This window comes from Rhodococcus sp. JS3073 (assembly GCF_026810085.1).
GTDB classification, from domain to species: Bacteria; Actinomycetota; Actinomycetes; order Mycobacteriales; family Mycobacteriaceae; genus Rhodococcus_F; species Rhodococcus_F wratislaviensis.
The window spans coordinates 530,491-554,921 of sequence record NZ_CP113951.1 but is presented as its reverse complement, the minus strand read 5'-3'; the positions used below and the strand labels follow the sequence as shown (position 1 = coordinate 554,921).

The window sequence follows — 24,431 nt, the reverse complement described above, 5'->3', positions numbered from 1 at the left end:
GAAGCGTTGAGTGAGAACTGGTCGGACCGCCGCCTCGAACTGCGGCTGGGAAATCCCGGGCACGGCGGTTTCGTCGTCGCCCGGCACGAGGGCCGCGTGGTCTTCGTCCGGCACGGACTACCCGGCGAGCGAGTGATCGCCCTCGTCACCGAGGACCGCGGCGGGTCTTACTGCCGGGCCGACGCGGTCGAGATCCTCGACGCGTCCCCGGAGCGGGTCACCCCGGTGTGCCCGGTGTCGGGTCCGGGTGGCGCGGGATGTTGCGACTTCTCGCACGCGAGCCTGCACGTGCAGCGGGACATGAAGGCGCAGGTCGTGTCCGAGCAGTTGGCTCGGCTCGCGCGATTGCAGTGGGAAGTGGACGTCGAGGAACTGCCCGGCACCGGCGACGGCACCGGCTGGCGCACGCGGGTACGGCTGGCCGTCGACCCGGACGGCCGCCCCGGCTATCACCGCCACCGCAGTTCCGGGATCGTCACGGACCTCGCGTGCCCGCAGATCGAGTCGTCCGCCTACGACGGTGTGGGCGAGCATGATTGGAAGCCCGGCAGCGAGGTGCAGATCGTTGTCGACGGCGCGGGGGAGCGGCACGTGGTCGAGATCGCTCCGCCGAAGGTGTCGCGGACCGGCCGCACGAGTCCCGGGCGCCGCGGTGCCATGGCCCGCCGCGCTGCCAGCGGTGCGCCACGCGCCGAGCGGGTGGTCGTCGGATCGGGTCGCCCGGTGGAGCGGGTGCGCGACCGCGAATGGGCGCTGGCCGCCACCGGGTTCTGGCAGGCGCATCGCGGGGCCGCGGAGACGTATTCGGCCGTGGTCTCCGAATGGGCCGGGATGTCCGGGGGCGAGACCGCATGGGACCTGTACGGGGGAGTGGGTGTGTTCGCCGCCGCCCTCGCCCACGGTGCCGGGCCGGCCGGTCACGTGGATTCCGTCGAGTCCTCGCGCCAGGCCGTCTCGGACGGGAAGGCCGCGCTCTCCGACCTCCCGCAGGTACGCTTCCACGCGGATCGGGTCGAGCGCGCGATCTCCGGACTCGCCTCCCCGCCACGGGTCGTAGTGCTCGATCCGCCGCGTGCGGGTGCGGGACGTGAGGTGATCGAGGCGGTCGCCGCCGCGGGCGCCGAACGGGTCGTGCACGTGGGGTGCGACCCGGCGTCGTTCGCCCGTGACATCGGTCTGTACCTCGCGCAGGGATATCATGTCGACGAGCTGCGCGCGTTCGATGCGTTCCCTCTCACCCACCACGTGGAGTGCATTGCGTTGCTGGCGCGCTGACACCGGCGCATCGATGTTTACCGAACGCAACAAAACGCTATAGTCGGCCCGCAAGTAGTGGGTGTGTGGGACGGGGACTGGATGTCGGTACAGGCAGATACTGCGCAAGCGCTCGTCGATGCGGTGTTCGCACTCGGGCGATCACTGCGGGCGGTCGTCTCCGCGAGCGGCGAGACCCCGATCCCGCCCGCGTTGACGAGCGTGCTCTTCGTGCTCGCCGCACGGGGGGAGTGCCGCCAGAACGAACTGGCCGCCGACCTGTGCGTCAGCCAGTCCTCGCTGAGCAGGCAGATTTCCGAACTGGTCGACGCGGGATACGTGTCGCGCGCCGCCGACCCCCACGACAAGCGTGCCTCCCGCATTCGGGTGTCGCCGAACGGGATGGACATTCTGCGCGAGACGACCGAGCGCCGGGCCGAACGGCTGCGCGGCATGCTCGAAGGCTGGTCGCAAGAACAGGCGCTGGCGGCGGTGACGTCGCTGACTCAGCTCAACGACACGTTCTCCGCGTCGGTCCAGCAGCGGGGCCCCCGGGTCTAGGCGAGACGCCACCGCACCCGAACGTCGACCCGGGTCGGCTTCTCGCCGCGTTCGACGGCGATCGGGGAGTCGGCCGCCGCGAACGCCTTCGCGACCGGCCGCGGGGACACGTCACCGATGTCGACTTCCGAGACGTCGAGCACCTCGCCCAGCACACGACGTGACAGCGAGGCGTACTGCTCCGCCTTGGCGAGAGCATCGGCCCAGGCCCGGTCCCGGGCGGTCGCCGTCAGCGCGGCAGGATCGGAGAAGTCGAATTCGAGTCCGCCGAGACGGATGGCGTCGCCGCCCGCGCCGACACAGGCCGCCACCACCTGCGCCGGTGACGATGCGGACGCTCCGGCCTCGCGGACGGTGATCTGCAGCGTCGTCGCGGCGGTGTAGCCGGTCACCTCGCTGCCCCGGCCCTCGGTCCAGGTGGTCTCGGAATGCACGGAGAGCCCGGTGGTCGCGAGGTCGGGCCCCGAGACGCCGTACCCGCGCAGGGTGTCCGTGACGGCAGTGGTGGACCGGGCGACGGCCTCGAACGCCTCGGCCACCGCGGCACGTGTCGCGGTCACGGTGACGGTGGCGCGGACGAGATCTGGAACCGCCGAGACGATTCCGGATCCCCGTACCGTCACCGATCTCTCGGCGTGATCGGTCGTCGCCACCGTCACGACTTACGGTTGTACAGGCGCATCGTGAGCGGTCCGAAGATCACCACGAACCCGGCGCACCACCCGAACACGATGGCGAGATCCGCCATCTCCACCGTCCCGGCCATGAGCCCGCGAATGGATGTCACCAGCATGCTGATCGGGTTGACGCCGACGAACGCCTGCAGCCAGCCCGGCATGGTCGCGGGGTCGACGAAGATGTTGCTGGCGAATGTCAGCGGGAACAGGATGAACATCGAGACGCCCATGACGGCCTGCTCGGTGCGCATGAGCATCGCGAACATCGTCCAGATCCAGGACAGGCTGAACGAAAACAGCAGCAGCAGGCCGATCGACGCCACCACACCGACGAGCCCGCCGTCCGGGCGGAACCCCAGCACGAGCCCCAGGATCAGGACGATGATCGAGGCGATCGTGTAGCGGACGACGTCACCGAGCAGCGCGCCCACCAGTGGGGAGGGACGCCAGATCGGGAGCGACCGGAACCGGTCGAACACCCCCTTCTCGATGTCCTTGTTGAGCGTCAGCCCGGTGTACATGGTGATCATGACGACCGTCTGCACGAGGATGCCCGGCAGCAGGAACTGGACGTAGGCGCTGGTCGAACCGGCCAACGCACCCCCGAAGAGGTACGTGAACATCAACGTGAACATGATCGGGAACATCGTCACGTCGAACAGTTGCTCGGGGACGTGCTTGATCTTGAGCAGAGCCCGCCAGCCGAACGAGAGGGACGTGGACCACGCGGTGGGTCGTGCGGGCCTCGGGCCGGGCATCTTCAGGACGTCGGCGACAGCGGTGGCGGTGTCGGCGGTCCGGTCGGTGGTGGAGGTCATGAGGCATGCTCCTCGGTGGGTCGGCCGGTGAGGGAGAGGAAGACTTCGTCGAGGCTCGGTTGCCCCAATGCGAATGTGCTGACGGCGATTCCGGCGTCGTCGAGTGCGGGCAGCGCCCGCGAGACCCGGGCCGGGTCGTCGATACGGGCGGTGAGTGCGGCCGGATCGGCTTCTTCGGTGATCGGCACCTCGAGCACGTCCCGCAACAGCGCCGCCGCCGCCGGACGGGTCGCGATGTCGGTGACCCGCACGTGCAGTGCACCCGATCCGACGGAGGCCTTCAGTTCGCCGGTGGTGCCCTCGGCGATCACCTTGCCGTGGTCGATGACGGCCACCCGGTCGGCGAGTTGATCGGCCTCGTCGAGGTACTGCGTGGTCAACAGCACCGTCGTTCCGCCGGCGACCAGTGCGCGGACGATCTCCCACACCTGGTTGCGGCTGCGGGGGTCGAGACCGGTGGTGGGCTCGTCGAGGAAGATCATCTCCGGAGTGACGATGATGCTGGCCGCGATGTCGAGCCTCCGGCGCATGCCGCCGGAATAGTTCTTCACCTGCCGGTTGCCTGCTTCGTCGAGCCCGAAGGCGGTCAGCAACTGTTCGGATCGGGTACGCGCCGCCGCGCGGGTGTACCCGTACAGCCGGCCGAGCAGCAGCAGATTCTCGCTGCCCGTCAGATCCTCGTCGAGCGAGGCGAACTGTCCGGTGAGAGAGACCTTGCTGCGCACGGCGTCGGGCTCGCTCGCGACGTCGTGCCCCAGCACGGTGGCCGTTCCACCGTCGAGGGGCAGGAGCGTGGCCAGCATCCGAATCGCGGTGGTCTTGCCCGCGCCGTTCGGTCCGAGTACGCCGTACACGCCCCCGAGGGGGACGGCCAGATCCAGACCGTCGACCGCGTGGGTGGATCCGAATGTCTTGACGAGTCCCGTCGTCTCGATGGCCAGCTTGTCCGCTGTGAGCATTGCACCCTGCTTTCGATTCGAGCGTCGTCGATTCCGAGCCCCAAGCCTGTCCGATTTTTCCGATTCGGGCAATCGGATTTCCCGTGGCGTTCCTCGATCAGGGCCGCAGCAGCGACCGCAGCATCACGTCGAGTTGCTCGTAGGCACCGGCGGCCAGTCGTTCGAGGAGAGCGAGTTTGAGTCCGGGCTCGGTGGCGGCCATGTCGGCGTACCGGTCCGCGGGGAGTACGGCGACGGTGACCTCGGAGTCGGCGCACACGTCATTGAGAAAGCGCAAGTCGAGCAGCATCGTCATCTCGCCGAAGGTCATGCCCGTCGACAGGGTCATGATCCGGTACACGGCGCCCCCGGAATCGGCGACTCTCATGCTGACGCGGCCCGACAGGATCAGGAACAGCCCGCAGGCCTTGTCGCCCCGGTGGATGATCTGTTCGTCGCGAGCGAACGTGCGGATATCGAAGTCGCGGGTGAGTCGCCGCAACTGCTCCGGTCGAAGCCCGGCCAGCACCGGATGTTGCGCGACGTCGATCGCTGCCGGTTGGCGAAGGGCGGCGCAGTGTCGATCGAGGAGGGTGTCCTCGGACCACTGCAGTGCGGCTTCGAGGTCGGCGAACACGCGGCCACTCGTACCGCTGAGATCCGAATGCGTGTAGCCCAGCATGCCCGCCGGATCGACGAGAGCGACAGCGCAGCCGCGACGGGTGAGTTCGTCGCGCAGACTGTCGAGCATGCGGCCCGCGATGCCGCCGACGTCGTCCACCCGCCGGACGTCGACCACCACGACCTCGAGTTCGGTCTCGACCCCGCCGATCTCGCGGACCGCGGACTCTGCACCGGCGAAGAGCAGGTCCCCGTGCAGCTCGTAGATCCGGCTGCGCTTGCCGACGTCGTCGAGAGCGGCCCGCTCGGCGGGAGTGCGCCGCATCCGCGACGGACTGTCGACGACGGAGTAACTGGCACGGATCGCGGAACGGGCGGCACGGGTGACATGGAGGAAATGCAACTCCAACTCGGCCGACAAGGCCCGGCACGCCTCCACCCCGCGCACGCTGTTGCCGTGCTCGTCGAGGCGCGGCGAGTAGACGGCGATGCCGATCTGTCCCGGCAGGACCGCGATGATGCCGCCGCCGACGCCGCTCTTGGCAGGCAACCCCACCTCGTACACCCACTTGCCTGCGGCGTCGTACATGCCGCACGTCGACATCACGCTCAGGACCCGCTCGACGAGGGCCGGTTCGAGCACGGTCTCCCGGGTGACGGGGTTGACGCCGTTGTTCGCCATCGTCGCAGCCATCACGCTCAGGTCCCGGCACGTCACGTCGATGGAGCACTGGCGGAAGTAGAGGTCGACCGCCTCGTCGGGGTCGCCGGTGATGATGTCGAACGAGCGCAGCATGTGGCCGATGGCCCGGTTGCGGTGCCCGGTCCGAGACTCGGACTCGTACACCGACCGGTTGAACGTCAGGTCCCGTCCCGCGTACCGCGAGTACGTGGCCCGGATCCGTTCGAACCGGGTGTCCAGGTCCGGCCCGGCCACCAGCGACGCCGCGGTGATCGCCCCGGCGTTGATCATGGGATTGCGCGGTCGTTCCGTCCGCGGGTCGAGGCTGATCTCGTTGAACGGTTCCCCGGACGGTTCGACGTCGATCTTCTCCGCGACGGCGGCGGACCCGCGGTCGGCGAGCGCCAGGGCGTACGTGATCGGTTTCGAGATGGATTGGATCGTGAACGGCAGGCGGGTGTCGCCGACCTCGTAGACGTAGCCGTCCACGGTGGCGATGCAGATTCCGAACGAGTCGGGGGCGACCGCGGCGAGTTCGGGAATGTAGTCGGCGAGCTCGCCGCTGCGGTTCTCCCGGGTCGCGGCGAAGACGTTCCCGATCAGCGCGTCCACGACGGTGCTCATGAGTCGACCCTAGAGGCTGTTGACGACGCTGTCGGGTGTTCCGAGGGGCCCGTCCGGCGTCACAATTGTGTGAAGCCGGTCACGGCCGTGGCCGGGATGCCCGAGGACGAGCCCGCGATATGGGGCCGCACCGGCCCATACCGCGTGTCCCGCACTCCGGCGGCTCCGTAGACTGGTTCCACTGTGACGTGACACGAAGCCACGGCAGAGGCACGCAAGGCGGCGTGCATCACGGAGGGAGCGATCTCGTTGGGTGTTCTTGCCCGTATCCAGACGCCTGACGATCTTCGTCAGCTGAATTCGGCGGAGATGAAGCAGCTCGCCGCGGAGATTCGTGAGTTCCTGGTGCAGAAGGTCGCGGCGACCGGTGGGCATCTCGGCCCCAACCTGGGCGTCGTCGAGCTGACCCTCGCGTTGCACCGCATCTTCGAGTCGCCCGCCGACCCGATCATCTTCGACACGGGCCACCAGGCGTACGTCCACAAGATCCTCACGGGCCGCAAGGACGATTTCGACTCGCTCCGCAAGCAGGGTGGCCTGTCCGGGTACCCGTGCCGGGCGGAGAGCGATCACGACTGGGTCGAGTCCTCGCACGCGTCGGCTTCGCTGTCGTACGCGGACGGCCTCGCGAAGGCCTTCGAACTGACCGGTCAGGACCGCCACGTCGTCGCCGTCGTGGGTGACGGTGCGCTGACCGGCGGCATGTGCTGGGAGGCCCTGAACAACATCGCGGCGGGCAAGGACCGCTCGGTGGTGATCGTCGTCAACGACAACGGCCGCTCGTACGCGCCGACCATCGGTGGTCTCGCCGACCACCTCGCCGCCCTCCGCCTCCAGCCGGGATACGAGCGCATCCTCGACAGCGGTCGCCGGATGGTGAAGAAGCTTCCGTGGGTCGGCCGCACCGCCTACTCGGTCCTGCACGGCATGAAGGCGGGCCTCAAGGACGCCGTCGCCCCGCAGGTGATGTTCACGGACCTGGGCATCAAATACCTGGGACCGGTCGACGGGCACGACGAGGCCGCGCTCGAATCCGCGCTACGCCGCGCGAAGGCGTTCGGTGGCCCGGTCATCGTCCACGCCGTCACCCGCAAGGGCATGGGTTACGCGCCCGCCGAGAACCACGTAGCCGATCAGATGCACTCGACCGGCGTGATCGACCCGCTCACCGGTAAGTCGGCCGGATCGGCGTCCGCCGACTGGACGTCGGTGTTCTCGGCCGAGCTGATCGATCAGGCGAGTCACCGGCAGGACATCGTGGCGATCACCGCGGCGATGGCGGGCCCGACCGGTCTCGCCGCGTTCGGCGAGAAGTACCCCGACCGGATGTTCGACGTCGGGATCGCCGAACAGCACGCCGTCACGTCGGCGGCCGGCCTCGCGCTGGGCGGTCTGCACCCGGTGGTCGCGGTCTACTCGACGTTCCTCAACCGCGCGTTCGATCAGCTGCTGATGGACGTGGCGTTGCTGAAGCTTCCCGTCACCCTCGTTCTCGACCGCGCGGGTATCACCGGCAACGACGGCGCCAGCCACAACGGCATGTGGGACATGTCGCTGCTGGGCATCGTCCCCGGTATGAAGGTCGCGGCTCCCCGCGACACCGCCACCCTGCGGGAGGAACTGGACGAGGCACTGGCCGTCGACGACGGCCCGACCGCGCTCCGGTTCCCGAAGGGCACGGTCTGCGAGGACGTGCCCGCGGTGAGCCGCCTCGACGGCGTCGTCGACATCCTTCGCGCCCCCGCCGGTCGGAACGACGTGCTCATCGTGTCGGTCGGCGCGTTCGCCGGCCTCGCGCTCGCCGCGGCGGAACGCCTGGAACAGCAGGGCATCTCGGCGACCGTCATCGACCCGCGGTGGGTCCTTCCGGTCCCGGAGTCGTTGGTGAAGCTCGCCGAGGACTACACGATGGTGGTCACCGTCGAGGACAGCGGACTGCACGGCGGTATCGGTTCCACCGTGTCCGCCGCGCTGCGGTCGGCCGGGGTCGACGTCCCCTGTCGTGATCTCGGCGTTCCGCAACAATTCCTCGACCACGCCTCGCGCGCACAGATCCACGCCGAGCTGGGCCTCACCTCACAGGACGTCGCCCGGCAGATCACCGGATGGTTCGCCGGCCTCGGGAACCTGCGCCCCGAGCAGCAGAACGGCGTCGTCGCCGACCTCGACGCGCAGCGCGCGGAGAACAGCGGCCAGTAGTACCGAGCCCCCACGCAGAAGTCCGGCCGAATCACACTGTGATTCGGCCGGATCCGTATGTGCGTGGGTCAGGTGTGCATCTCCTCGAGCTCCATCCCCTTCGTCTCCCGGACCTTCGACCGGACGAAGAAGAAGGACAGCAACGCGAAAAACGCGAACAGGCCGTACAGGAACCACAGCCCCACCGAGCGGGTGAGCGGCGGGAACGCCAGCGTGACCGTGAAGTTCGCGATCCAGTTCGCCGCCGTGCTGATGCCCAGTGCGTAGGCGCGCATGTTGTTGGGGAACATCTCGCCCAGCATCACCCACATGACCGGGCCCCAGGTGGAGGCGAAGAAGATCACGAACAGGTTGGCGCCGATCAGGGCGACCGCCCCCCACGGGCTGGGGAGCACGACGTCGTCGCCGCTGCCCGTCGCCTGGGAGAAGGCGATTGCGGCCATGAGCAGGCTCGCGAACATGCCGAGCGAGCCGACCATGAGCAGGATGCGCCTGCCGATCCGGTCGACGAACAGGATGGCGACGAACGTCATGCCCACGTTGATGATCGCGGTGATCACCGACGTGGTGAACGACTCGTTCTCGGTGAAGCCCACCGACTTCCAGAGCGTGGTGGAGTAGTAGAAGATCGCGTTGATACCCACGAACTGCTGGAAGATGGCCATGAAGATGCCGACCCAGACGATTGGCTGCAGCCCGAACTTCGGGCCGCGAATATCGTCGAACGACGCCGTCGATTCGTGGCGGAGGGTCAGCCGGATCTCGGAGACGCGCTCCTGCGGGTCGACCTCGCCGGTGATGTTCGCGAGGATGTCGGCCGCTTCCTGATCGAGGTGCTTGCCCACGAGGTACCGCGGAGACTCGGGAATGAGCAGGGCGAGAATGCCGTACACGACCGCGGGGACCACACCGACGATGAACATCCAGCGCCAGGCCTCGAGGTTCAGCCACAACTCGTTGGAGGCGCCGCCCGCGGCGTTCTGCAGCACCGCGTCCGAGAGCAGCGCGGCGAAGATGCCGAGAGTGATGGCCAGCTGCTGCAGCGACGCCAACGCGCCGCGGTAGCGGGCGGGTGCGATCTCCGAGATGTACGTGGGCGCAATGACCGACGCGATACCGATGCCGAGGCCGCCGAGGACGCGCCACAGCATCAGGTCGGGGACGCTGAACGCGAGACCCGCTCCGAGCGAGGACACGACGAACAGCACCGAACCGAGCAGCATCACTTTCTTGCGGCCCCAGCGGTCCGCGAGGCGACCCGCAAACCACGCGCCCACAGCACATCCGAGCAGGGCGATCGCCACAGCGAAGCCCGTGAAGAACGACCCCAGCTCGAAATGGCCCTGGATGGAGTCGACGGCGCCGTTGATGACCGAGCTGTCGAAACCGAAGAGAAATCCACCTACCGCGGCGGCGACGGTGACGCCGATGACCTTCGCGGTGTGTCTTTCGGACATCTGCGTCATCGCATACCTGCTTTCGGCGAGCGTTCCTGATGCGGGCACAGCGGAAACTTGTGTCCCGGATTACGCTACGCCCGACACCGCCTGTCAGGCGGGAGTTCAGGCACCCGCTTTCTTCGCCGCCTCGCTCAGCTGCGGTGTCAGCTTGTCCAGAACCCACGGAGTCGCGAGAACGCTGGTCTGGCTGAGGCCCGAGATGATCTTCGTGTCCGACAGCGCGACCGCGGTTCCACGCCCGATGGCACCGAGATTCGCGTAGGCCGGGTTCGCGGCAACGGTGGTGTTCTCCGGGACGAACGCGACCACGACGTCGGCGTCCACATCGGAGATGTTCTCCACGGAGATGTCGGCGAAGAACTTGTCCGGATCATTGGTCGCGGCCAGCTTCTGCACGCCGGGTGACACGGTGAACCCGAGCTGGGTCAGTACCTGGACCCGGGGATCGGAGGGCATGTAGACGTTGACCGTCGCGGCGTCGGTGTCGAAGTTGATCACCGAGATCGTCTTGCCGGCGAACTCGGGATGCGCGGCGGCGGTCTGAGTGAGGGTGTCGTCGAGACCGGCCACCAGCTGCTCGGCCTCCGCGCTCTTGCCGAGCGCGTGCCCGACCAGCGTGGTCTGGTCCTGCCACGTGGTCTGCCACGCCTTGTCCGGGTATGCCACCGTCGGGGCGATTCCCGACAGCTTCTCGTACGTCGCCTGGTCGAATCCCTCGTACGGGGCGAGAACGACATCGGGCGCCAGCGAGGCGACGGCCTCGATGGGGGTGGACGTGGCCGTGTCGAGCAACGTGGTCGCGGACGGATCGAATCGGTCCTGCAGCCAGGGCATCACACCGTTCGCTTCGGCGCCGTACGTGTACTTCGGCATGCCGACCGGTGTCTCGCCGAGTGCGTAGACGACGTCCTGGGCGTTCCATCCGAGCGTGACGATCCGTTCGGGTGCCGCGTCGAGGGTCGTCGATCCGAACGTGTTCTCGATCGTGACCGGAAACCCCTCACCGGACGCTTCCGTGGTGCCTCCGCTGTCGCCGGACGAGCACGCGGCGAGGAAGAGGGACGAACTGGCCACAGCGAGTGCGACGGCGATCTGACGTCGTGCGGTGGGTACGAACACGGCAACGGCTCCTTCGGGACGAAAACAGAAGGTAAGCCTAACCTAGACTTGATCGCTCGACGGGCGGACGTCGCGACTTCGAATCACCCTGATTGAAACTTCCGTACCCGGCCCGGCCTGGCGTATTCCCGGGCCGGTGCCGTGTTCGCGCTGGTGAGGCGGTCCGGTCCCGGCGCGGACCCGGCCGAATCACGGGGGCGCCCCGAGCGGCTGTTCGCGGCGACTCCGGGCCCCGCCGACTGCCGTTAGCGTGTGTCTTCGTCCAGCTCACACGCACTATCGACGAAGGAACCATGGTGGTGAATCCAACTCCTCTCCAGACGGCGTCGCGCAGTTCCCGTGCGGACCATGCGCGCAGATTCGCCGACCTGCTCCGCCAGCAGATTCACACGGACTCCTTCGCCGAACGCGGACTGCCGTCGGAATCGGAGTTGGCCGCCGAGTTCGGCGTGTCGCGCAATGCGGTACGCGACGGACTGGCACTGCTGAAGCAGGAGGGGCTCATCGACCGGGCCCCGCGCGTGGGAACCCACGTGGCCCAGCGCAAGTACGACCACGGTCTCGACGCCCTGCTCGGGCTGAAGGAGACGCTGAAGGGGCACGGCGCGGTCCGCAACGACGTCCGCGCGGCCGTGGAGATCAGCCCGCCGCCCGCCGTCGCCCGCCGCCTGCAGTTGGAGCCGGGCGAACCCGCCGTCTACATCGAGCGGGTGCGCTATCTCGGCGACCTGCCGCTCAGCCTGGACCTCACCTACCTCGTCCCCGACATCGGAGCCGAGATCCTCGGCCACGACCTCGAAACCAACGACGTGTTCGCGCTGATCGAGGAGGTCTGCGGTCAGCCCCTCGGCTCCGCCGATCTGGCGATCGAATCCGTGAACGCCGACGCCCATTCCGCCGCGAACCTCCAGACGCCCGAGGGAGCGGCGCTCCTGTTGCTCGAACGCCTCACCCGGCTCGTCGACGGACGTCCCGTCGACCTCGAATACATCCGCATGCGCGGTGACCGAATCACCCTGCGCAGCAGCCTCGCCCGCCGACCCGACATCACGAACTGGGAGCTCACCTCATGACCTTGGTCAATCAACGAGCCGACGTACCCGTCACCATCGACGAGTCGCTGTGCATCGAGGGCTGCACCCTGTGCGTCGAGATCTGCCCGCTCGATTCGCTGGCCATCAACCCGGAGAACGGCAAGGCCTTCATGCACGTCGACGAATGCTGGTACTGCGGTCCGTGCGCGGCTCGCTGCCCGACCGGCGCGGTCACCGTGAACATGCCGTACCTCCTCCGCTGAGCGAAAGACCACACAGATGAAGCGACGCTCCTCCACCTTCGCGATCGCCGCCGCGGCACTGACACTCGTGGCGACGAGTTGCTCCCTCGAACCCGCGGCCGACGACGGTGATGCGGTCACGCTCGTGATCGGGTACCAGTCCAAGACGATCAACACCGTCACCGCCGGAACGCTGCTACGCGCGCAGGGATACCTCGAACAGCGCCTGCAGGACGTGACGGAGCAGACCGGCACGAAGTACTCCGTCGAGTGGCAGGACTACGACACCGGTGCGCCGATCACCGCGCAGATGGTGGCCGAGAAGATCGACATCGGATCGATGGGCGACTACCCCATGCTGATCAACGGCTCCCGCACGCAGGCGAACCCGCGCTCGAAGACGGAAATCGTCTCGGTCACCGGCTACAACCCCGAGGGTGCCCTGAACATGGTGGTGGTGCCACCGGATTCACCGGCGACCACACTCGGCGATCTGGCCGGCAAGAAGGTGTCCGCGAGCGTCGGCTCCGCAGGCCACGGCACCCTCGTCCAGGCACTCGACCGCGCAGGAATCGACCCGGGCACCGGCGTCGAAGTGCTCAACCAACAACCCCAGGTCGGATCCTCCGCCCTGGAATCCGGTCAGGTGGCGGCGCTGTCGCAGTTCGTCGCCTGGCCCGGGCTCCTCGTCTTCCAGGACAAGGCCAAGCTGCTGTACGACGGCGCCGAACTCCGAACCCCGACCCTGCACGGTGTGGTGGCCCGTGAGGCGTACGCGGACGAACACCCCGAGGTTCTCGACGCGTTCCTCCGGGCGCAGCTCGACGCCACCCGGTTCGTCCAGACGCAACCACTCGAGGCATCGAGGATCGTGGCCGACGCGAGCGGCCTGCCTCAGGAGGTCGTGTACCTGTACAACGGCCCGGGCGGCACGTCGTTCGACACCACGCTCAAGCCGGGCCTGATCGGTGCGCTGAAGAACGATGTGCCGTACCTGAAGTCGATCGGCGACTTCGCCGACCTGGACGTCGACGGTTTCGTGAACGACGCTCCGCTCCGGTCCGCGTTCGAGGCCGACGGGCAGGACTACGACGCCACGCTCGCGTCCACGGCCAACCCGACGTCGGTCACCGGCACCGATCCCGTGTGCGCCACCGCCCCGAGCGATCCCGCGCTGGCCGGGGAGGTCTGGTTCGACGGCGCCACCGAGACACAGCCGGCCGCGAACCCGACGTGCCTGCTCCGGGCGGTGAAACAGGCCCGGGCCGAGGGCCGCACCGTCCGCGCCGCGTACGTGCCCGACGCCGAACTCGGCACCCGGTGGTTCGCCGACAAATCGGTGTGGGTGCGCGACGGCGACAACTTCCTGCCCTTCACCACCGGCGCGGCGGCAGACCGATATCTGCGCGCCCATCCCACGGGCGGCGTGACCACGTACGACCGCGCGGTCGAGGAGGTGCGGCAGTGACAACCCTGCAACAGTCGACGGTCCTGGTCGACACCGAAGCCGCTGTCGAAGAACATGATCCGGTATCGACGCGCCGACGAACCTCGCCGTGGCGGTCACGTCTCGTGCGGGTCACGTCCGTGGTCGCGGCAATCGTCGCGTGGCAGCTGCTGACCGCCAACGACGTTCGGGTGTGGTTGCGGTTCGACACGCTCCCCACCGTCACCGACGTCGTGTCCGCGTTCGGCACCCAGCTGCAGAGCGACCTGTTCTACCTCGACCTCGGGCAGTCGCTGATCCGCATCCTCAGCGGATTCGGACTCGCCACCGTGGTCGGTGTGGCCACCGGAATCGCACTCGGCAGATCGGAACTGTTCGCCGACGTCCTCGGTCCGCTGACGGAGCTCGCACGTCCGATCCCCGCCATCGCGGTGGTACCCGTCGCGATCCTGCTGTTCCCCAGCGACGAGGCGGGCATCGTGTTCATCACGTTCGTTGCCGCGTTCTTCCCGATCATGGTGAGCACCCGGCACGCCGTCCGGGCCCTCCCGACATTGTGGGAGGACTCGGTGCGCACACTCGGTGGCGGACGCTGGGACGTGCTGTCCCGGGTGGTGCTGCCCGGAATCCTGCCCGGCGTGTTCGGCGGACTGTCGGTCGGGATCGGGGTGGCGTGGATCTGCGTGATCTCCGCCGAGATGATCTCCGGCAGGCTCGGAGTCGGGTACCGCACCTGGCAGGCGTACACGATCGTCGACTATCCCGGCGTCTTCGTCGGCATGATCACCATCGGCATCCTCGGATTCGCGACGTCCGGCGCAGTCGAACTGCTCGGCAGGCGCGTCACCCGCTGGCTGCCACGAGGGGAGCGCGCATGACCGCCACCGCCGGAGCGTCCGTGGCCGCCGGCATGTCGCTGGTCCTCGACGACGTCACCCTGTCCTACACCGGGAACCCCGTCATCCGTTCGCTGTCGCTGACCGTGGTCCCCGGCGAGATCCTCGTGCTCACGGGACCTTCGGGGTGCGGAAAGTCCACCGTCCTGCGAGCCCTCGCCGGCCTGCTGCCGCCGGATTCGGGCCGCGTCGTCGCCGACGGCGCGGCGGTGGAGTCGACGTCCCGGGACCGGGCCGTCGTCTTCCAGGACAACGCGCTCCTCCCGTGGCGCACCGTGCGCTCGAACATCGAACTGGCCCTCTCACTGCGCGGCGAACCCCGCAAGGGCCGGCGTGAGACCGCCGATCGCTGGATCGCGGAGGTGGGTCTGACCGGGTTCGGCGACTTCCTGCCCAAGAACCTGTCCGGCGGCATGCGCCAGCGAGTGCAGTTGGCGCGCGGCCTCGCCGGGGCACCGCGGGCCGTGATGATGGACGAGCCGTTCGGCGCCCTCGACACCCAGACCCGCGGCGTCATGCAGCGACTACTCGTCGACACGTGGAGCACTCACCCGACCACGGTGGTGTTCGTGACCCACGACGTGGACGAGGCGGTGCTGCTCGGTGACCGCGTCGCGGTCCTCGGCCGGGCCGGCGAGCCGCTGCGGGCACTCGTCGACATCCCGCACCCCCGGGACCGCGACCACCTCGACCACCCCGGCACCCGTGCCGCCCGCGCCGACGTGCTCGCCGCGCTGAACCACACTCCGGAGACCTGATGGACATCCCCGACCTCGCCGACACCGTCCGTCTCGATTGCGACGTACTCGTGATCGGCGGCGGCACCGCCGGCACCATGGCGGCACTGACCGCCGCCGAGAACGGCGCGAACGTGCTCCTGCTCGAAAAGGCGCACGTGCGCCATTCCGGCGCGCTCGCGATGGGAATGGACGGCGTCAACAACGCCGTCATCCCCGGCAAAGCCGAACCCGAGGACTACGTCGCCGAGATCACGAGAGCCAACGACGGAATCGTCAACCAGCGCACCGTGTACCAGACGGCGACCCGCGGTTTCGCGATGGTGCAGCGCCTCGAGAAGTACGGCGTGAAGTTCGAGAAGGACGAGTACGGCGAATACGCGGTCCGCCGGGTGCACCGCTCCGGCTCGTACGTGCTGCCGATGCCCGAGGGCAAGGACGTGAAGAAGGCCCTCTACCGGGTGCTGCGGCAGCGGAAGATGCGGGAGAAGATCCGCATCGAGAACCGTCTGATGCCCGTCCGGGTGCTGACGGAGAACGGCCGGGCCGTCGGGGCCGCGGCGCTGAACACCCGCACAGGTGAGTTCGTCGCAGTCGGGGCGAAGGCGGTGATCCTCGCGACCGGTCCGTGTGGCCGGCTCGGGCTCCCTGCGTCGGGGTACCTCTACGGCACGTACGAGAACCCGACCAACGCCGGTGACGGGTATTCGATGGCCTATCACGCGGGAGCCGAACTCAGCGGCATCGAATGCTTCCAGATCAACCCGCTGATCAAGGACTACAACGGCCCGGCCTGCGCGTACGTCGCGAACCCGTTCGGCGGCTACCAGGTGAACGCAGAGGGGGAGCGGTTCGTCGACTCGGACTACTGGTCGGGGCAGATGATGAGCGAGGTCAAGAGCGAGATCGAATCCGCCCGCGGGCCCATCTATCTCAAGGTCAGCCACCTCCCGGAGGAAACCCTCGATACCCTCGAGTCGATCCTGCACACCACCGAACGCCCCACCCGCGGCACGTTCCACGCGAACCGCGGCCACGACTACCGCAGCCACGACATCGAGATGCACATCTCCGAGATCGGCTTGTGCAGCGGGCATTCTGCGTCCGGGGTGTGGGTCGACGAGCACGGTGCGACCACCGTTCCGGGGTTGTACGCGGCAGGCGACCTCGCGTGCGTGCCCCACAACTACATGATCGGCGCATTCGTGTACGGCGACCTCGCCGGATCGCACGCCACCGGCACCCTGCCCGACGTCGAGGCGCCGACCGCGCTGCCCGCGGAACAGCTTGCCGCCGCGCACGAGCTGATCTACCGGCCGCTGCGCAACCCGGACGGGCCGCCCCAGCCGCAGGTCGAGTACAAGCTGCGCCGCTTCGTCAACGACTACGTCGCGCCGCCGAAGACGGCGACGAAGCTGTCGATCGCCGTCGAGACGTTCGAACGGATGGCCGGGGAGATCGCCGGAATGGGTGCGACCACCCCGCACGAGCTGATGCGCTGCGCAGAGGTCACGTTCATCCGGGACTGCGCGGAAATGGCGTCCCGCAGCTCCCTCACCAGAACCGAAAGTCGCTGGGGGCTCTATCACGAACGCGCGGATCTCCCGGAGCAGCGGGACGACGAATGGGGATACCACCTGAATCTGCGGCGCGGCGAGAACGGCGACATGGAGTTCCTCAAGCGCCCCGTGGAGCCGTATTTCGTGCCGGTGCCCGGACTCGATTCCCTTCCGCCGGTGGACCGGTCGGTCGTACCCGTGGCGCAGCCGCCGCTGGTCGGGGGCCGGGCACCGGTGGAGGAACGTTCGCGCATCGCGGCGCCGGTCCGGCAGGAGCCGTCGTCACCGGCCCTCGTCGCGGTCCTCGGACTCGACGCGCCGAGCGTCGCCGAGCTCGCACCGTATCTGGGCGACGCCGACCCACAGGTCCGCGTCACGGCGCTCTCGGTGCTGACGGAAGGAACCCCCGACGGATTCGGGGCAGCCCTCGTCGGCGCCCTCGGCGACGGTGCGGTGACGGTGCGCCGCGCCGCCGCCGACGGCCTGCGCGAACTCGTCGAGGTGCTGCCGTCCGCCGACGGACTGGCCGACCACCTGGGGTCGGGTGACGCCGTGGTCCGGGCCGCTGTCGTCGACGTTCTGCGCGCCCTGCACGCCGGTTCGGCGGAGCAGTTCCTGACCGCACTGTCCGACGGCGATCACCACGTCAGAATCGAAGCGGTGCGGGCGCTGGTGTCGCTGGACCGGTGGGAGTCGGTGGCGGAGGGGGCACGCGACGAGAACCGTGAAGTGCGGATCACCGTCGCACACGGCCTGGCCACCATCGGGCTCGGCGGTGTCGACACGGTGCGCTCGCTGGCCGGCGACCGCGATCCGCTGGTGCGCGCCGCCGCGCTCACGGCGTTCGCGAGCCTGGGCTGCCACGGCGACGACGTGAGCCGCGCGACGGCGGCGCTGCGGGAGTCGGCCTGGCAGATCCGGCAGGGCGCCGCGCGGGCACTCGCCGGAGCGGACCCCGGCGTCGCGGTGCCCGCACTGGCGGACGCCCTGACGGATGCGCACCTCGACGTGCGGAAGGCAGCCGTCCTCGCACTCGGCCGGTGGTCCGGCGACCGCGCCGCCGTCGCCGCGCTCACCACTGCCCTCGAGGACACGGACGCCGACGTGCGGGCGTACGCCCGCCAGGCGCTCGCCGCCGCCGACCACGTCCCCGTCCCCTGAGCACGTGAGTGGGGAAGCGTGCCGGGGCACACTTCCCCACTCACATGGGGGTCAGACGCTCGCTACGCCCGGCGCCAGGAACCGCTTGCCGTTGACGGCCTCGGAGGTGCCGGTGCGGTCCAGGTACGGGGTTATGCCACCGTTCCAGAAACCGAACCCGCCGCCCAGGATCAGGCAGAGGTCGATGTCCTCGGCCGCGGCGACGACACCCTCGTCGAGCATGATCTGGATCTCCTCGGCGAACGCGCGACGCGTGCGCTCCAGAACCTCTTCGGACGTGGATGCCTTGTCGCCCTGCTTCCACAGTTCGGCGACCTCGGGGTCGACGACCTGCTTGCCGTCGGCACCGTAGCTCCACACCGCCGACTTCTTGGCCTCGACCAGCGCCTCGAGTCCGGGGGAGTTGTGGAAGCGCTCGGGGTACGCCTCGGCGAGGGTCTCGCCGGTGTGCAGCGCGACCGCCGGCCCGACGAGGGCCAGCAGGGTGAACGGGGTCATCGGCATGCCGAGTTCGGCGATGGCGTTGTCGGCCACCTCGAACGGGGTGCCCTCGTCGACCGCGTTCATGACCTCACCGAGGGTGCGGATCAGGAGCCGGTTGAAGACGAACCCGGGCAGGTCGGCGGAGCCGACGGCCGACTTCTTGAGCGCCTTGGCGGTGGCGAACGCCGTTGCCAGGGTGGCGTCGTCGGTCTTCTCGCCCTTGATGACCTCGAGCAGGGGCAGCACGGCGACCGGGTTGAAGAAGTGGAAGCCGACCACCCGCTCCGGGTGCTTCAGGTCCGCGGCCATCTTGGTGATCGACAGCGAGGACGTGTTGGTCGCGAGGATCGTCTCCGGGGCGATGTGCTCCTCGAGTTCCGCGAAGATCTTCTTCTTCAGATCGAGGTTCTCGAACACGGCCTCGATGACGAAGTCGGTCTTCGCGAACGCGGCCTTGTCCAGCGATCCGGACACGAGACCCTTGAGGCGGTTCGCCGCGTCCGGCGACAACCGGCCCTTGCCCTGCAGCTTGTCGATCTCGCCGTGGACGTAGCCGACACCCTTGTCGATACGCTCCTGGTCGATGTCGGTGAGGACGACCGGAACCTTGAGCTGGCGGACGAACAGCATCGCGAGCTGGCTGGCCATCAGACCGGCACCGACGATGCCGACGCCGGTGACCTTGCGCGCGAGGGACTTGTCCGGTGCGCCGGCGGGACGCTTGGCGCGCTTGTTCACCAGGTCGAACGCGTACAGGCCTGCGCGGAGCTCGTCGGCGAGCAGCAGGTCGGCGAGCGCCTCGTCCTCGGCGGCGAAGCCCTTGTCGAGCGACGCGGGATCGGTGAGATCGGTGGTCCGGGCCAGCTCGAGGAGTTCGACGGCCTTGACCGGTCCGGGGGCGTTGTTCTTGGTCTTGCCCTCGACGACGGCCTTCGCGCGGGCGATCGCGTCGTCCCAGCCCTTGCCCCGGTCGATCTCGGGACGCGCCGGCGTGATCTCGCCGGCCAGGACCTGCGCGGCCCAGGCGAACGACTGCTCGAGGAAGTCGGCCGAACCGAACACCGCGTCGACGACGCCGAGTTCGAGGGCCTTCTTCGGGTTGAGTGTCTTGTTCTGGTTCAGCGCGTTCTCGAGGACGACGGTGACGGCGTTCGAGGGGCCGATGAGGTTGGGCAGCAACTGCGTTCCGCCCCAGCCGGGAACCAGTCCGAGGAACGTCTCGGGCAGACCCAGTGCGCCCGCGCTCTCGGATGCGGTGCGGTAGTGGCTGTGCAGCGCGACCTCGAGCCCGCCGCCGAGTGCGACGCCGTTGACGAACGCGAACGTCGGCACGGACGATTCGCGCAGCCGGCGGAACACCTTGTGCCCGAGCCGGCCGAGTTCGAGCGCCTGGTCACGGTTCGTGATGCTCGGAACACCCTTGAGGTCCGCGCCCGCGGCGAAGATGAAGGGCTTACCGGTGATCGCGATCGCGACGGGATGGGCGGCGAACGCCTCGTCCAGAGCGGCGTCGAGGGCCTTCAGGCCGCCCGGGCCGAACGACGACGGCTTGGTGTGGTCGAAACCGTTGTCGAGGGTGATCAGCGCGACCGGGCCCTCGATGCCGGGTACGGCGACGATCTTGGTGTACGCGTTGGTCACGACCTCGTCGGCGAATGCCGTTGCAATGTCGGTCATCTACTTGGCTCCATCGAAGTTCGGGTTCTCCCAGATCACGGTTCCGCCCATGCCCAGACCGATGCACATCGTGGTCAGGCCGTAGCGGACGTCGGGGCGCTGGGCGAACTGGCGGGACAGCTGCGTCATCAGGCGGACACCGGAGGACGCGAGGGGGTGGCCGCACGCGATGGCGCCGCCCCACTGGTTGACTCGCGGATCGTCGTCGGCGATGCCGTAGTGCTCGAGGAACGCGAGAACCTGAACGGCGAAGGCCTCGTTGATCTCGAACAGGCCGATGTCCTCGATCTTCAGGCCGGTACGGCCCAGCAGCTTCTCGGTGGCCGGCACCGGGCCGATGCCCATGACGGCGGGGTCGACGCCCTGGAACGCGAATCCGACCATGCGCATGCCGATCGGCAGTCCGAGTTCGAGCGCGGTGTCCTCACCGGCGAGGAGGGCGGCGGTCGCGCCGTCGTTCAGACCGGCCGCGTTACCGGCGGTGATGCGGCCCGCGGGACGGAACGGCGTCTTCAGCTTGGCGAGGTCCTCGAGCGTGGTGCCCGGCCGCGGCGGCTCGTCCTCGGTGGCCAGACCCCAGCCCGCGGCGGAGCGGGTGGCGACGGGCACGAGGGTGTCGGCGATGAAGCCGGCCTTGCGGGCGGCCTCGTACTTGTTCTGGCTCGCGACGGCGTACGCGTCGGTGCGGTCCTTGGTGATGGTCGGGAACCGATCGTGCAGGTTCTCGGCCGTGTTGCCCATGACGAGCGCGCTGGGGTCGACGAGGCGATCGGCGAGGAACCGGGGGTTCGGGTCTGCGCCCTCGCCCATCGGGTGGCGGCCCATGTGCTCGACGCCGCCCGCGATCACCACGTCGTACTGGCCGAAGCCGATGCCCGACGCGGTGGTGGTGACGGATGTCATGGCACCGGCACACATGCGGTCGATGGCGAAACCAGGGACGGTCTCGGGGAGCCCGGCCAGGATCGCGGAGGTACGGCCGATGGTGAGACCCTGATCGCCCGTCTGCGTGGTCGCGGCGATGGCGACCTCGTCGATGCGCGCGGGGTCGAGCTGCGGATTACGGCGAAACAGCTCGCGGATGGTCTTGACGACGAGGTCGTCCGCGCGGGTCTCCGCGTAGATGCCTTTGGGGCCGGCCTTGCCGAACGGAGTGCGGATGCCGTCGACGAACACGACGTTGCGTTGAGTTGTGGTGGATGGAGCCACGCGAATTCCTCCTGATGGAGCAGTTTGGTTCCGGATCACGGCCAGGCGTCCGGCCTCCAGACCAGCGTACCCCTACCGTTACTCGCGGGTAACTTAATGGGTACCTCATCGGGAATTCACGCGCTCACCCCGCGTGTCGGTGCAGTCGATCAGTCGCCGCCGGAACCCTTCCGCTCGGCGGCGGAGAGCAATGCGCTCGCCAGCACGGGCACGGTCAGCATCCGCTGCCAGGGGCGCGCTCCACCCGCATCGAGCACCCGGTCGATTGCCGGCTCGACCTCGCCGTCCGCGGGCGTCGTCCAGTCCCAGCACAACCTGCGGACGAGTTCCGGGGTCACCAGGTTCTCCACCGGCACCGACACGTCCGCGCCGAGGGCGGCCAGTGCGGCGCGGGCCGCCGACAGCCGCTCGGCGGCGTCGGGGTCGTGCCGCGCCCACCGGCTCGCGGGCGGCGGTCCCGTGAACGGCGGGGTCTTCGGAGGAAGTTCGGAGTCCGGCAGTGCCCGGGCGTCCTCGAGCGCCTGCAGCCAGATCCGGGAGTGCCGCCGCTGGCGGGGACCGCCGAACACGGGCAGCGCCCGGAGTGCCTCGATGCTGCGGGGGTCCTTCGTCGCGGCGTCGATGATCGCCGAATCCGGAAGGACCCGGCTGGGGGAGACGTCGCGTTTGCGGGCGAGGTCCTCGCGGGCCTGCCACAGGGAGCGTGCGCCGGCGAGTTGCCGTTGCGTCTTCAGTGACGTGATGTGCGACGTCCGCCGCCAGCGGTCGGCCTTGGGTTTCGGTGGCCCCGCGAGCCGGATGTGCTCGAATTCCTGTGCGGCCCAATCACTCTTGCCCTGCTCGTCGAGTTCCGCGGCCATCACGTTCCGCAACTCGACGAGAACCTCGACGTCGAGGGCCGCATAGTTCAGCCAGGAGTCGGGCAGCGGCCGCTTCGACCAGTCGGCGGCGCCGTGGCCCTTCCGGAGTTCGAGACCCAGCGTCCGCTCGACGATCGCGGCGAGACCGACCCGTTCGAACCCGGCGAGGCGCCCCGCGAGTTCGGTGTCGAACAGTGTCGCCGGCGCCAGGCCGATCTCCGCGAGCCCCGGCAGATCCTGGTCGGCGGAGTGCAGGATCCACTCCAGCGGGTTGATCACCTCCGCCAGCGGGGCGAGATCGGCGGCGGTGGGGATCGGGTCGAGGAGCACCGTTCCCGCACCCTCCCGGCGCAGCTGCACGAGATACGCCCGCGCCGAATAGCGGAAGCCGGACGCCCGCTCGGCGTCGACAGCCAGCGGCCCGGTGCCCTCACTCAGCGCGGCCGCGGCCTTCGCGACGCCCTCCGCCGTGGTCACGACATCGGGCACGCCGTCCCGGGGTGCGAGCAGGGGAACGATCTGCCGGCCGGGCTCTTCGGCGGGGACGGGTGACGAGGCGTCGTCGGTGACTTCGGACATGACAGCTGACTCTACGTCGCTTCGGGATTCCCGCAGCGCACCGGCGGGTTCACGACCGGTTCTCCGCTGCCTCGACGAGCTCGTCCAACGCTGCGGGAAACGCGTCGACGAGGTCCCAGAGGTGGGGTGCGAGTTCCGGGCAGCTCATCAGGCCGACGTCGAGCTGACCGTTCAGCGACATCACCGTCACGTTGAGCCCGGCGCCGTGGAAGATCGGGCCCAGCGGATACATCGCCTTGATCAGAGCGCCCAGGAAATACAGCGGGACGGACGGTCCGGGCACGTTGGAGATCACCAGGTTGTGGACCACCGGATGCCGTTCCGCCAGGCCGAGGGTCGAGTAGAGGCGCATGGCGGTGCCGAACACGGCCTGGCCGGCGAACTGGGACCAGTCCTGCAGCAGGCTCGCGCCGAGGGTCTCGTTGTGTTCCTTCGACGTCGAGTTGTGCTCGCCGATCGCGAGCAGGCGTTCGGCCGGGTCCTCGATCTGGGTGCCGAGTTGGGTGAACATGCCGGACACCTGGTTGGTGCCCGGCCGGTCCGACTTTCCGTGGACCGAGACCGGGACGATGGCGACCAGCGACTTGTCGGGCAGCTCCCGGCGGTTCTGCAGGTATTTCCGCAGTGCGCCCGAGCACAGCGCGAGCACCACATCGTTGACCTTGACGTCGAACGCGTCCTTGACGGTCTTGACCTTCTCGAGGTCGAGCTGGGTGAACGCGAGATTGCGGTGACTGGTCAACGTGCCGTTCAGGGACGTGCGCGGCGCGGTGAACGGTGCGGGCATCGCCTCGCCGCGCCGGGCCCGGCCGATCCAGCGGGGGAGCAGAGTCAGGCTCTGCGGGACGATTCTCAGCAGTTTCGCCGGCCGGGACGCGACCGCGAGCAGCCCGCCCACGGCGATGTCGAGTGTGCTCGCCTGCCCCGCGCTCTCGGCGGAGTCGTCGGGGCCGGGTCGTGGTGCGTCCGCTTCCAGGCCGCACAGCTGCGCCATCATGTTGGCGCCGGTGATGCCGTCGACCCCGGCGTGGTGCATCTTCGACATCACGGCGACGGAACCGTCCTCGAGGCCTTCGATCATCCACATCTCCCACAGCGGCCGGGCGCGGTCGAGGGGAATGCCCGCGATGTCGCCGCACAGCTCGGCCAGTTCGTCGCGGCCGCCGGGGGCGGGGAGTGCGACGCGATGGCAGTGCCGGTCGATGTCGAAGTCGGTGTCCTCGACCCACACGGGGTGGTCGAGGTTGAACTTCGAGTCCTGCAGCTTGCGCCGGAACGAGGGAATCGCTTCGGTGCGCGCGCCGAGCTCCGCCTTGAGCTGGGCGAACGTGTAGCCACCCGGAACCGTCGACACGTCGAGAACGATGACTCCGCAGACGTGGAGGAGTTGCGTCGACGTTTCGAGGTAGAGGAAGGACGCGTCGAGACCGCTGAGTCGCTGCATGGTCCGATACTAGAACACGTTCTAGAAGTTGGTCCATCGAATCGCGGAACTGTGAGGTCGGCGCGGTGTCCGACCCTGCGAGATGCCGCCCCGTGTCGTTCTCGATCCGGCGCCCGCCGGCACGCCGGTCAACCGATTGATTAGAACATG

General features: G+C 68.7%; 19 protein-coding genes. 9 read left to right on the top strand and 10 right to left on the bottom strand.

Annotation, left to right across the window (positions count from 1 at the left end; all coding sequences use genetic code 11):
- The first annotated feature begins 6 nt into the window (after positions 1-6).
- Both OYT95_RS02625 and OYT95_RS02620 read left to right on the top strand, forming a co-directional pair.
- Positions 7-1,275: a class I SAM-dependent RNA methyltransferase gene (locus OYT95_RS02625; protein ID WP_037232376.1), complete on the top strand. Its 1,269-nt coding sequence runs from the start codon at positions 7-9 to the stop codon at positions 1,273-1,275.
- A gap of 81 nt (positions 1,276-1,356) precedes the next feature.
- Complete coding sequence (locus tag OYT95_RS02620) at positions 1,357-1,815, top strand: MarR family winged helix-turn-helix transcriptional regulator (protein WP_037232643.1); 459 nt, start codon at positions 1,357-1,359, stop codon at positions 1,813-1,815.
- On the opposite strand, the gene OYT95_RS02615 is transcribed toward OYT95_RS02620, so the two are convergent.
- From OYT95_RS02615 to glsA, 4 genes are all read right to left on the bottom strand, one after another.
- Entirely contained in the window at positions 1,812-2,474 is a 663-nt protein-coding gene (locus OYT95_RS02615; RefSeq protein WP_037232374.1) for an SIMPL domain-containing protein, read from the bottom strand. The genes OYT95_RS02620 and OYT95_RS02615 overlap by 4 nt on opposite strands.
- On the bottom strand, positions 2,471-3,310 hold the full coding sequence (locus OYT95_RS02610; protein WP_037232371.1) for an ABC transporter permease: 840 nt from the start codon (positions 3,308-3,310) through the stop codon (positions 2,471-2,473). The genes OYT95_RS02615 and OYT95_RS02610 overlap by 4 nt, the downstream gene beginning before the upstream one ends.
- Positions 3,307-4,269 (bottom strand): daunorubicin resistance protein DrrA family ABC transporter ATP-binding protein, encoded by a 963-nt coding sequence (locus tag OYT95_RS02605; protein WP_037232368.1) that lies wholly within the window; start codon positions 4,267-4,269, stop codon positions 3,307-3,309. The genes OYT95_RS02610 and OYT95_RS02605 overlap by 4 nt, the downstream gene beginning before the upstream one ends.
- 97 nt (positions 4,270-4,366) lie before the next feature.
- Positions 4,367-6,175, bottom strand: a complete 1,809-nt coding sequence (glsA, locus tag OYT95_RS02600; protein WP_268790804.1) for a glutaminase A — start codon at positions 6,173-6,175, stop codon at positions 4,367-4,369.
- Positions 6,176-6,424: 249 nt separating this feature from the next.
- Here glsA and dxs point away from each other — a divergent pair, with 249 nt between their 5' ends.
- Entirely contained in the window at positions 6,425-8,374 is a 1,950-nt protein-coding gene (gene dxs / locus OYT95_RS02595) for a 1-deoxy-D-xylulose-5-phosphate synthase (protein WP_037232363.1), read from the top strand.
- Positions 8,375-8,442: 68 nt separating this feature from the next.
- On the opposite strand, the gene OYT95_RS02590 is transcribed toward dxs, so the two are convergent.
- Together OYT95_RS02590 and OYT95_RS02585 are read right to left on the bottom strand one after the other, a co-directional pair.
- Entirely contained in the window at positions 8,443-9,840 is a 1,398-nt protein-coding gene (locus OYT95_RS02590) for a sugar porter family MFS transporter (RefSeq protein WP_037232360.1), read from the bottom strand.
- Positions 9,841-9,936: 96 nt separating this feature from the next.
- A complete protein-coding gene (locus OYT95_RS02585; RefSeq protein ID WP_037232356.1) occupies positions 9,937-10,953 on the bottom strand; it encodes an iron-siderophore ABC transporter substrate-binding protein in 1,017 nt (338 codons plus the stop codon).
- A 293-nt stretch (positions 10,954-11,246) separates the two neighbouring features.
- On the opposite strand from OYT95_RS02585, the gene OYT95_RS02580 reads away from it, so the two are divergent.
- Genes OYT95_RS02580 through OYT95_RS02555 form a run of 6 tightly spaced genes read left to right on the top strand, consistent with a single transcriptional unit; the run spans position 11,247 to position 18,029 of the window.
- Complete coding sequence (locus OYT95_RS02580; RefSeq protein WP_037232352.1) at positions 11,247-12,026, top strand: GntR family transcriptional regulator; 780 nt, start codon at positions 11,247-11,249, stop codon at positions 12,024-12,026.
- Positions 12,023-12,250, top strand: a complete 228-nt coding sequence (locus OYT95_RS02575; protein ID WP_005240903.1) for a 4Fe-4S dicluster domain-containing protein — start codon at positions 12,023-12,025, stop codon at positions 12,248-12,250. The genes OYT95_RS02580 and OYT95_RS02575 overlap by 4 nt, the downstream gene beginning before the upstream one ends.
- A 16-nt stretch (positions 12,251-12,266) precedes the next feature.
- Positions 12,267-13,697, top strand: coding sequence for an ABC transporter substrate-binding protein (locus OYT95_RS02570; protein ID WP_268790803.1), 1,431 nt, complete (start codon positions 12,267-12,269; stop codon positions 13,695-13,697).
- Positions 13,694-14,554 (top strand): ABC transporter permease, encoded by an 861-nt coding sequence (locus tag OYT95_RS02565; RefSeq protein ID WP_112299157.1) that lies wholly within the window; start codon positions 13,694-13,696, stop codon positions 14,552-14,554. The genes OYT95_RS02570 and OYT95_RS02565 overlap by 4 nt, the downstream gene beginning before the upstream one ends.
- A complete protein-coding gene (locus tag OYT95_RS02560) occupies positions 14,551-15,330 on the top strand; it encodes an ABC transporter ATP-binding protein (RefSeq protein WP_128638865.1) in 780 nt (259 codons plus the stop codon). The genes OYT95_RS02565 and OYT95_RS02560 overlap by 4 nt, the downstream gene beginning before the upstream one ends.
- The gene (locus OYT95_RS02555) at positions 15,330-18,029 is read left to right on the top strand and encodes a fumarate reductase/succinate dehydrogenase flavoprotein subunit (RefSeq protein WP_037232348.1); all 2,700 of its coding nucleotides are present in this window, start codon (positions 15,330-15,332) and stop codon (positions 18,027-18,029) included. The genes OYT95_RS02560 and OYT95_RS02555 overlap by 1 nt, the downstream gene beginning before the upstream one ends.
- Positions 18,030-18,080: 51 nt before the next feature.
- On the opposite strand, the gene OYT95_RS02550 is transcribed toward OYT95_RS02555, so the two are convergent.
- The 4 genes from OYT95_RS02550 to OYT95_RS02535 all read right to left on the bottom strand — a co-directional run bounded on the left by OYT95_RS02550 (position 18,081) and on the right by OYT95_RS02535 (position 24,281).
- Positions 18,081-20,189 (bottom strand): 3-hydroxyacyl-CoA dehydrogenase NAD-binding domain-containing protein, encoded by a 2,109-nt coding sequence (locus OYT95_RS02550; RefSeq protein ID WP_037240529.1) that lies wholly within the window; start codon positions 20,187-20,189, stop codon positions 18,081-18,083.
- The gene (locus tag OYT95_RS02545) at positions 20,190-21,398 is read right to left on the bottom strand and encodes a thiolase family protein (protein ID WP_268790802.1); all 1,209 of its coding nucleotides are present in this window, start codon (positions 21,396-21,398) and stop codon (positions 20,190-20,192) included.
- A gap of 149 nt (positions 21,399-21,547) precedes the next feature.
- Positions 21,548-22,837, bottom strand: a complete 1,290-nt coding sequence (locus OYT95_RS02540) for a ribonuclease D (protein WP_268790801.1) — start codon at positions 22,835-22,837, stop codon at positions 21,548-21,550.
- Positions 22,838-22,886: 49 nt separating this feature from the next.
- Positions 22,887-24,281: a WS/DGAT/MGAT family O-acyltransferase gene (locus OYT95_RS02535; protein WP_268790800.1), complete on the bottom strand. Its 1,395-nt coding sequence runs from the start codon at positions 24,279-24,281 to the stop codon at positions 22,887-22,889.
- Positions 24,282-24,431: the final 150 nt, after the last annotated feature.

Excerpts from the sequence above, each read along its gene's own strand:
- OYT95_RS02620 (WP_037232643.1), top strand. The coding sequence starts at position 1,357 with ATGTCGGTACAGGCAGATACTGCGCAAGCGCTCGTCGATGCGGTGTTC.
- OYT95_RS02610 (WP_037232371.1), bottom strand. The coding sequence starts at position 3,310 with ATGACCTCCACCACCGACCGGACCGCCGACACCGCCACCGCTGTCGCC.
- OYT95_RS02605 (WP_037232368.1), bottom strand. The coding sequence starts at position 4,269 with ATGCTCACAGCGGACAAGCTGGCCATCGAGACGACGGGACTCGTCAAG.
- glsA (WP_268790804.1), bottom strand. The coding sequence starts at position 6,175 with ATGAGCACCGTCGTGGACGCGCTGATCGGGAACGTCTTCGCCGCGACC.
- OYT95_RS02590 (WP_037232360.1), bottom strand. The coding sequence starts at position 9,840 with ATGACGCAGATGTCCGAAAGACACACCGCGAAGGTCATCGGCGTCACC.
- OYT95_RS02580 (WP_037232352.1), top strand. The coding sequence starts at position 11,247 with ATGGTGGTGAATCCAACTCCTCTCCAGACGGCGTCGCGCAGTTCCCGT.
- OYT95_RS02575 (WP_005240903.1), top strand. The coding sequence starts at position 12,023 with ATGACCTTGGTCAATCAACGAGCCGACGTACCCGTCACCATCGACGAG.
- OYT95_RS02570 (WP_268790803.1), top strand. The coding sequence starts at position 12,267 with ATGAAGCGACGCTCCTCCACCTTCGCGATCGCCGCCGCGGCACTGACA.
- OYT95_RS02560 (WP_128638865.1), top strand. The coding sequence starts at position 14,551 with ATGACCGCCACCGCCGGAGCGTCCGTGGCCGCCGGCATGTCGCTGGTC.
- OYT95_RS02555 (WP_037232348.1), top strand. The coding sequence starts at position 15,330 with ATGGACATCCCCGACCTCGCCGACACCGTCCGTCTCGATTGCGACGTA.
- OYT95_RS02550 (WP_037240529.1), bottom strand. The coding sequence starts at position 20,189 with ATGACCGACATTGCAACGGCATTCGCCGACGAGGTCGTGACCAACGCG.
- OYT95_RS02540 (WP_268790801.1), bottom strand. The coding sequence starts at position 22,837 with ATGTCCGAAGTCACCGACGACGCCTCGTCACCCGTCCCCGCCGAAGAG.
- OYT95_RS02535 (WP_268790800.1), bottom strand. The coding sequence starts at position 24,281 with ATGCAGCGACTCAGCGGTCTCGACGCGTCCTTCCTCTACCTCGAAACG.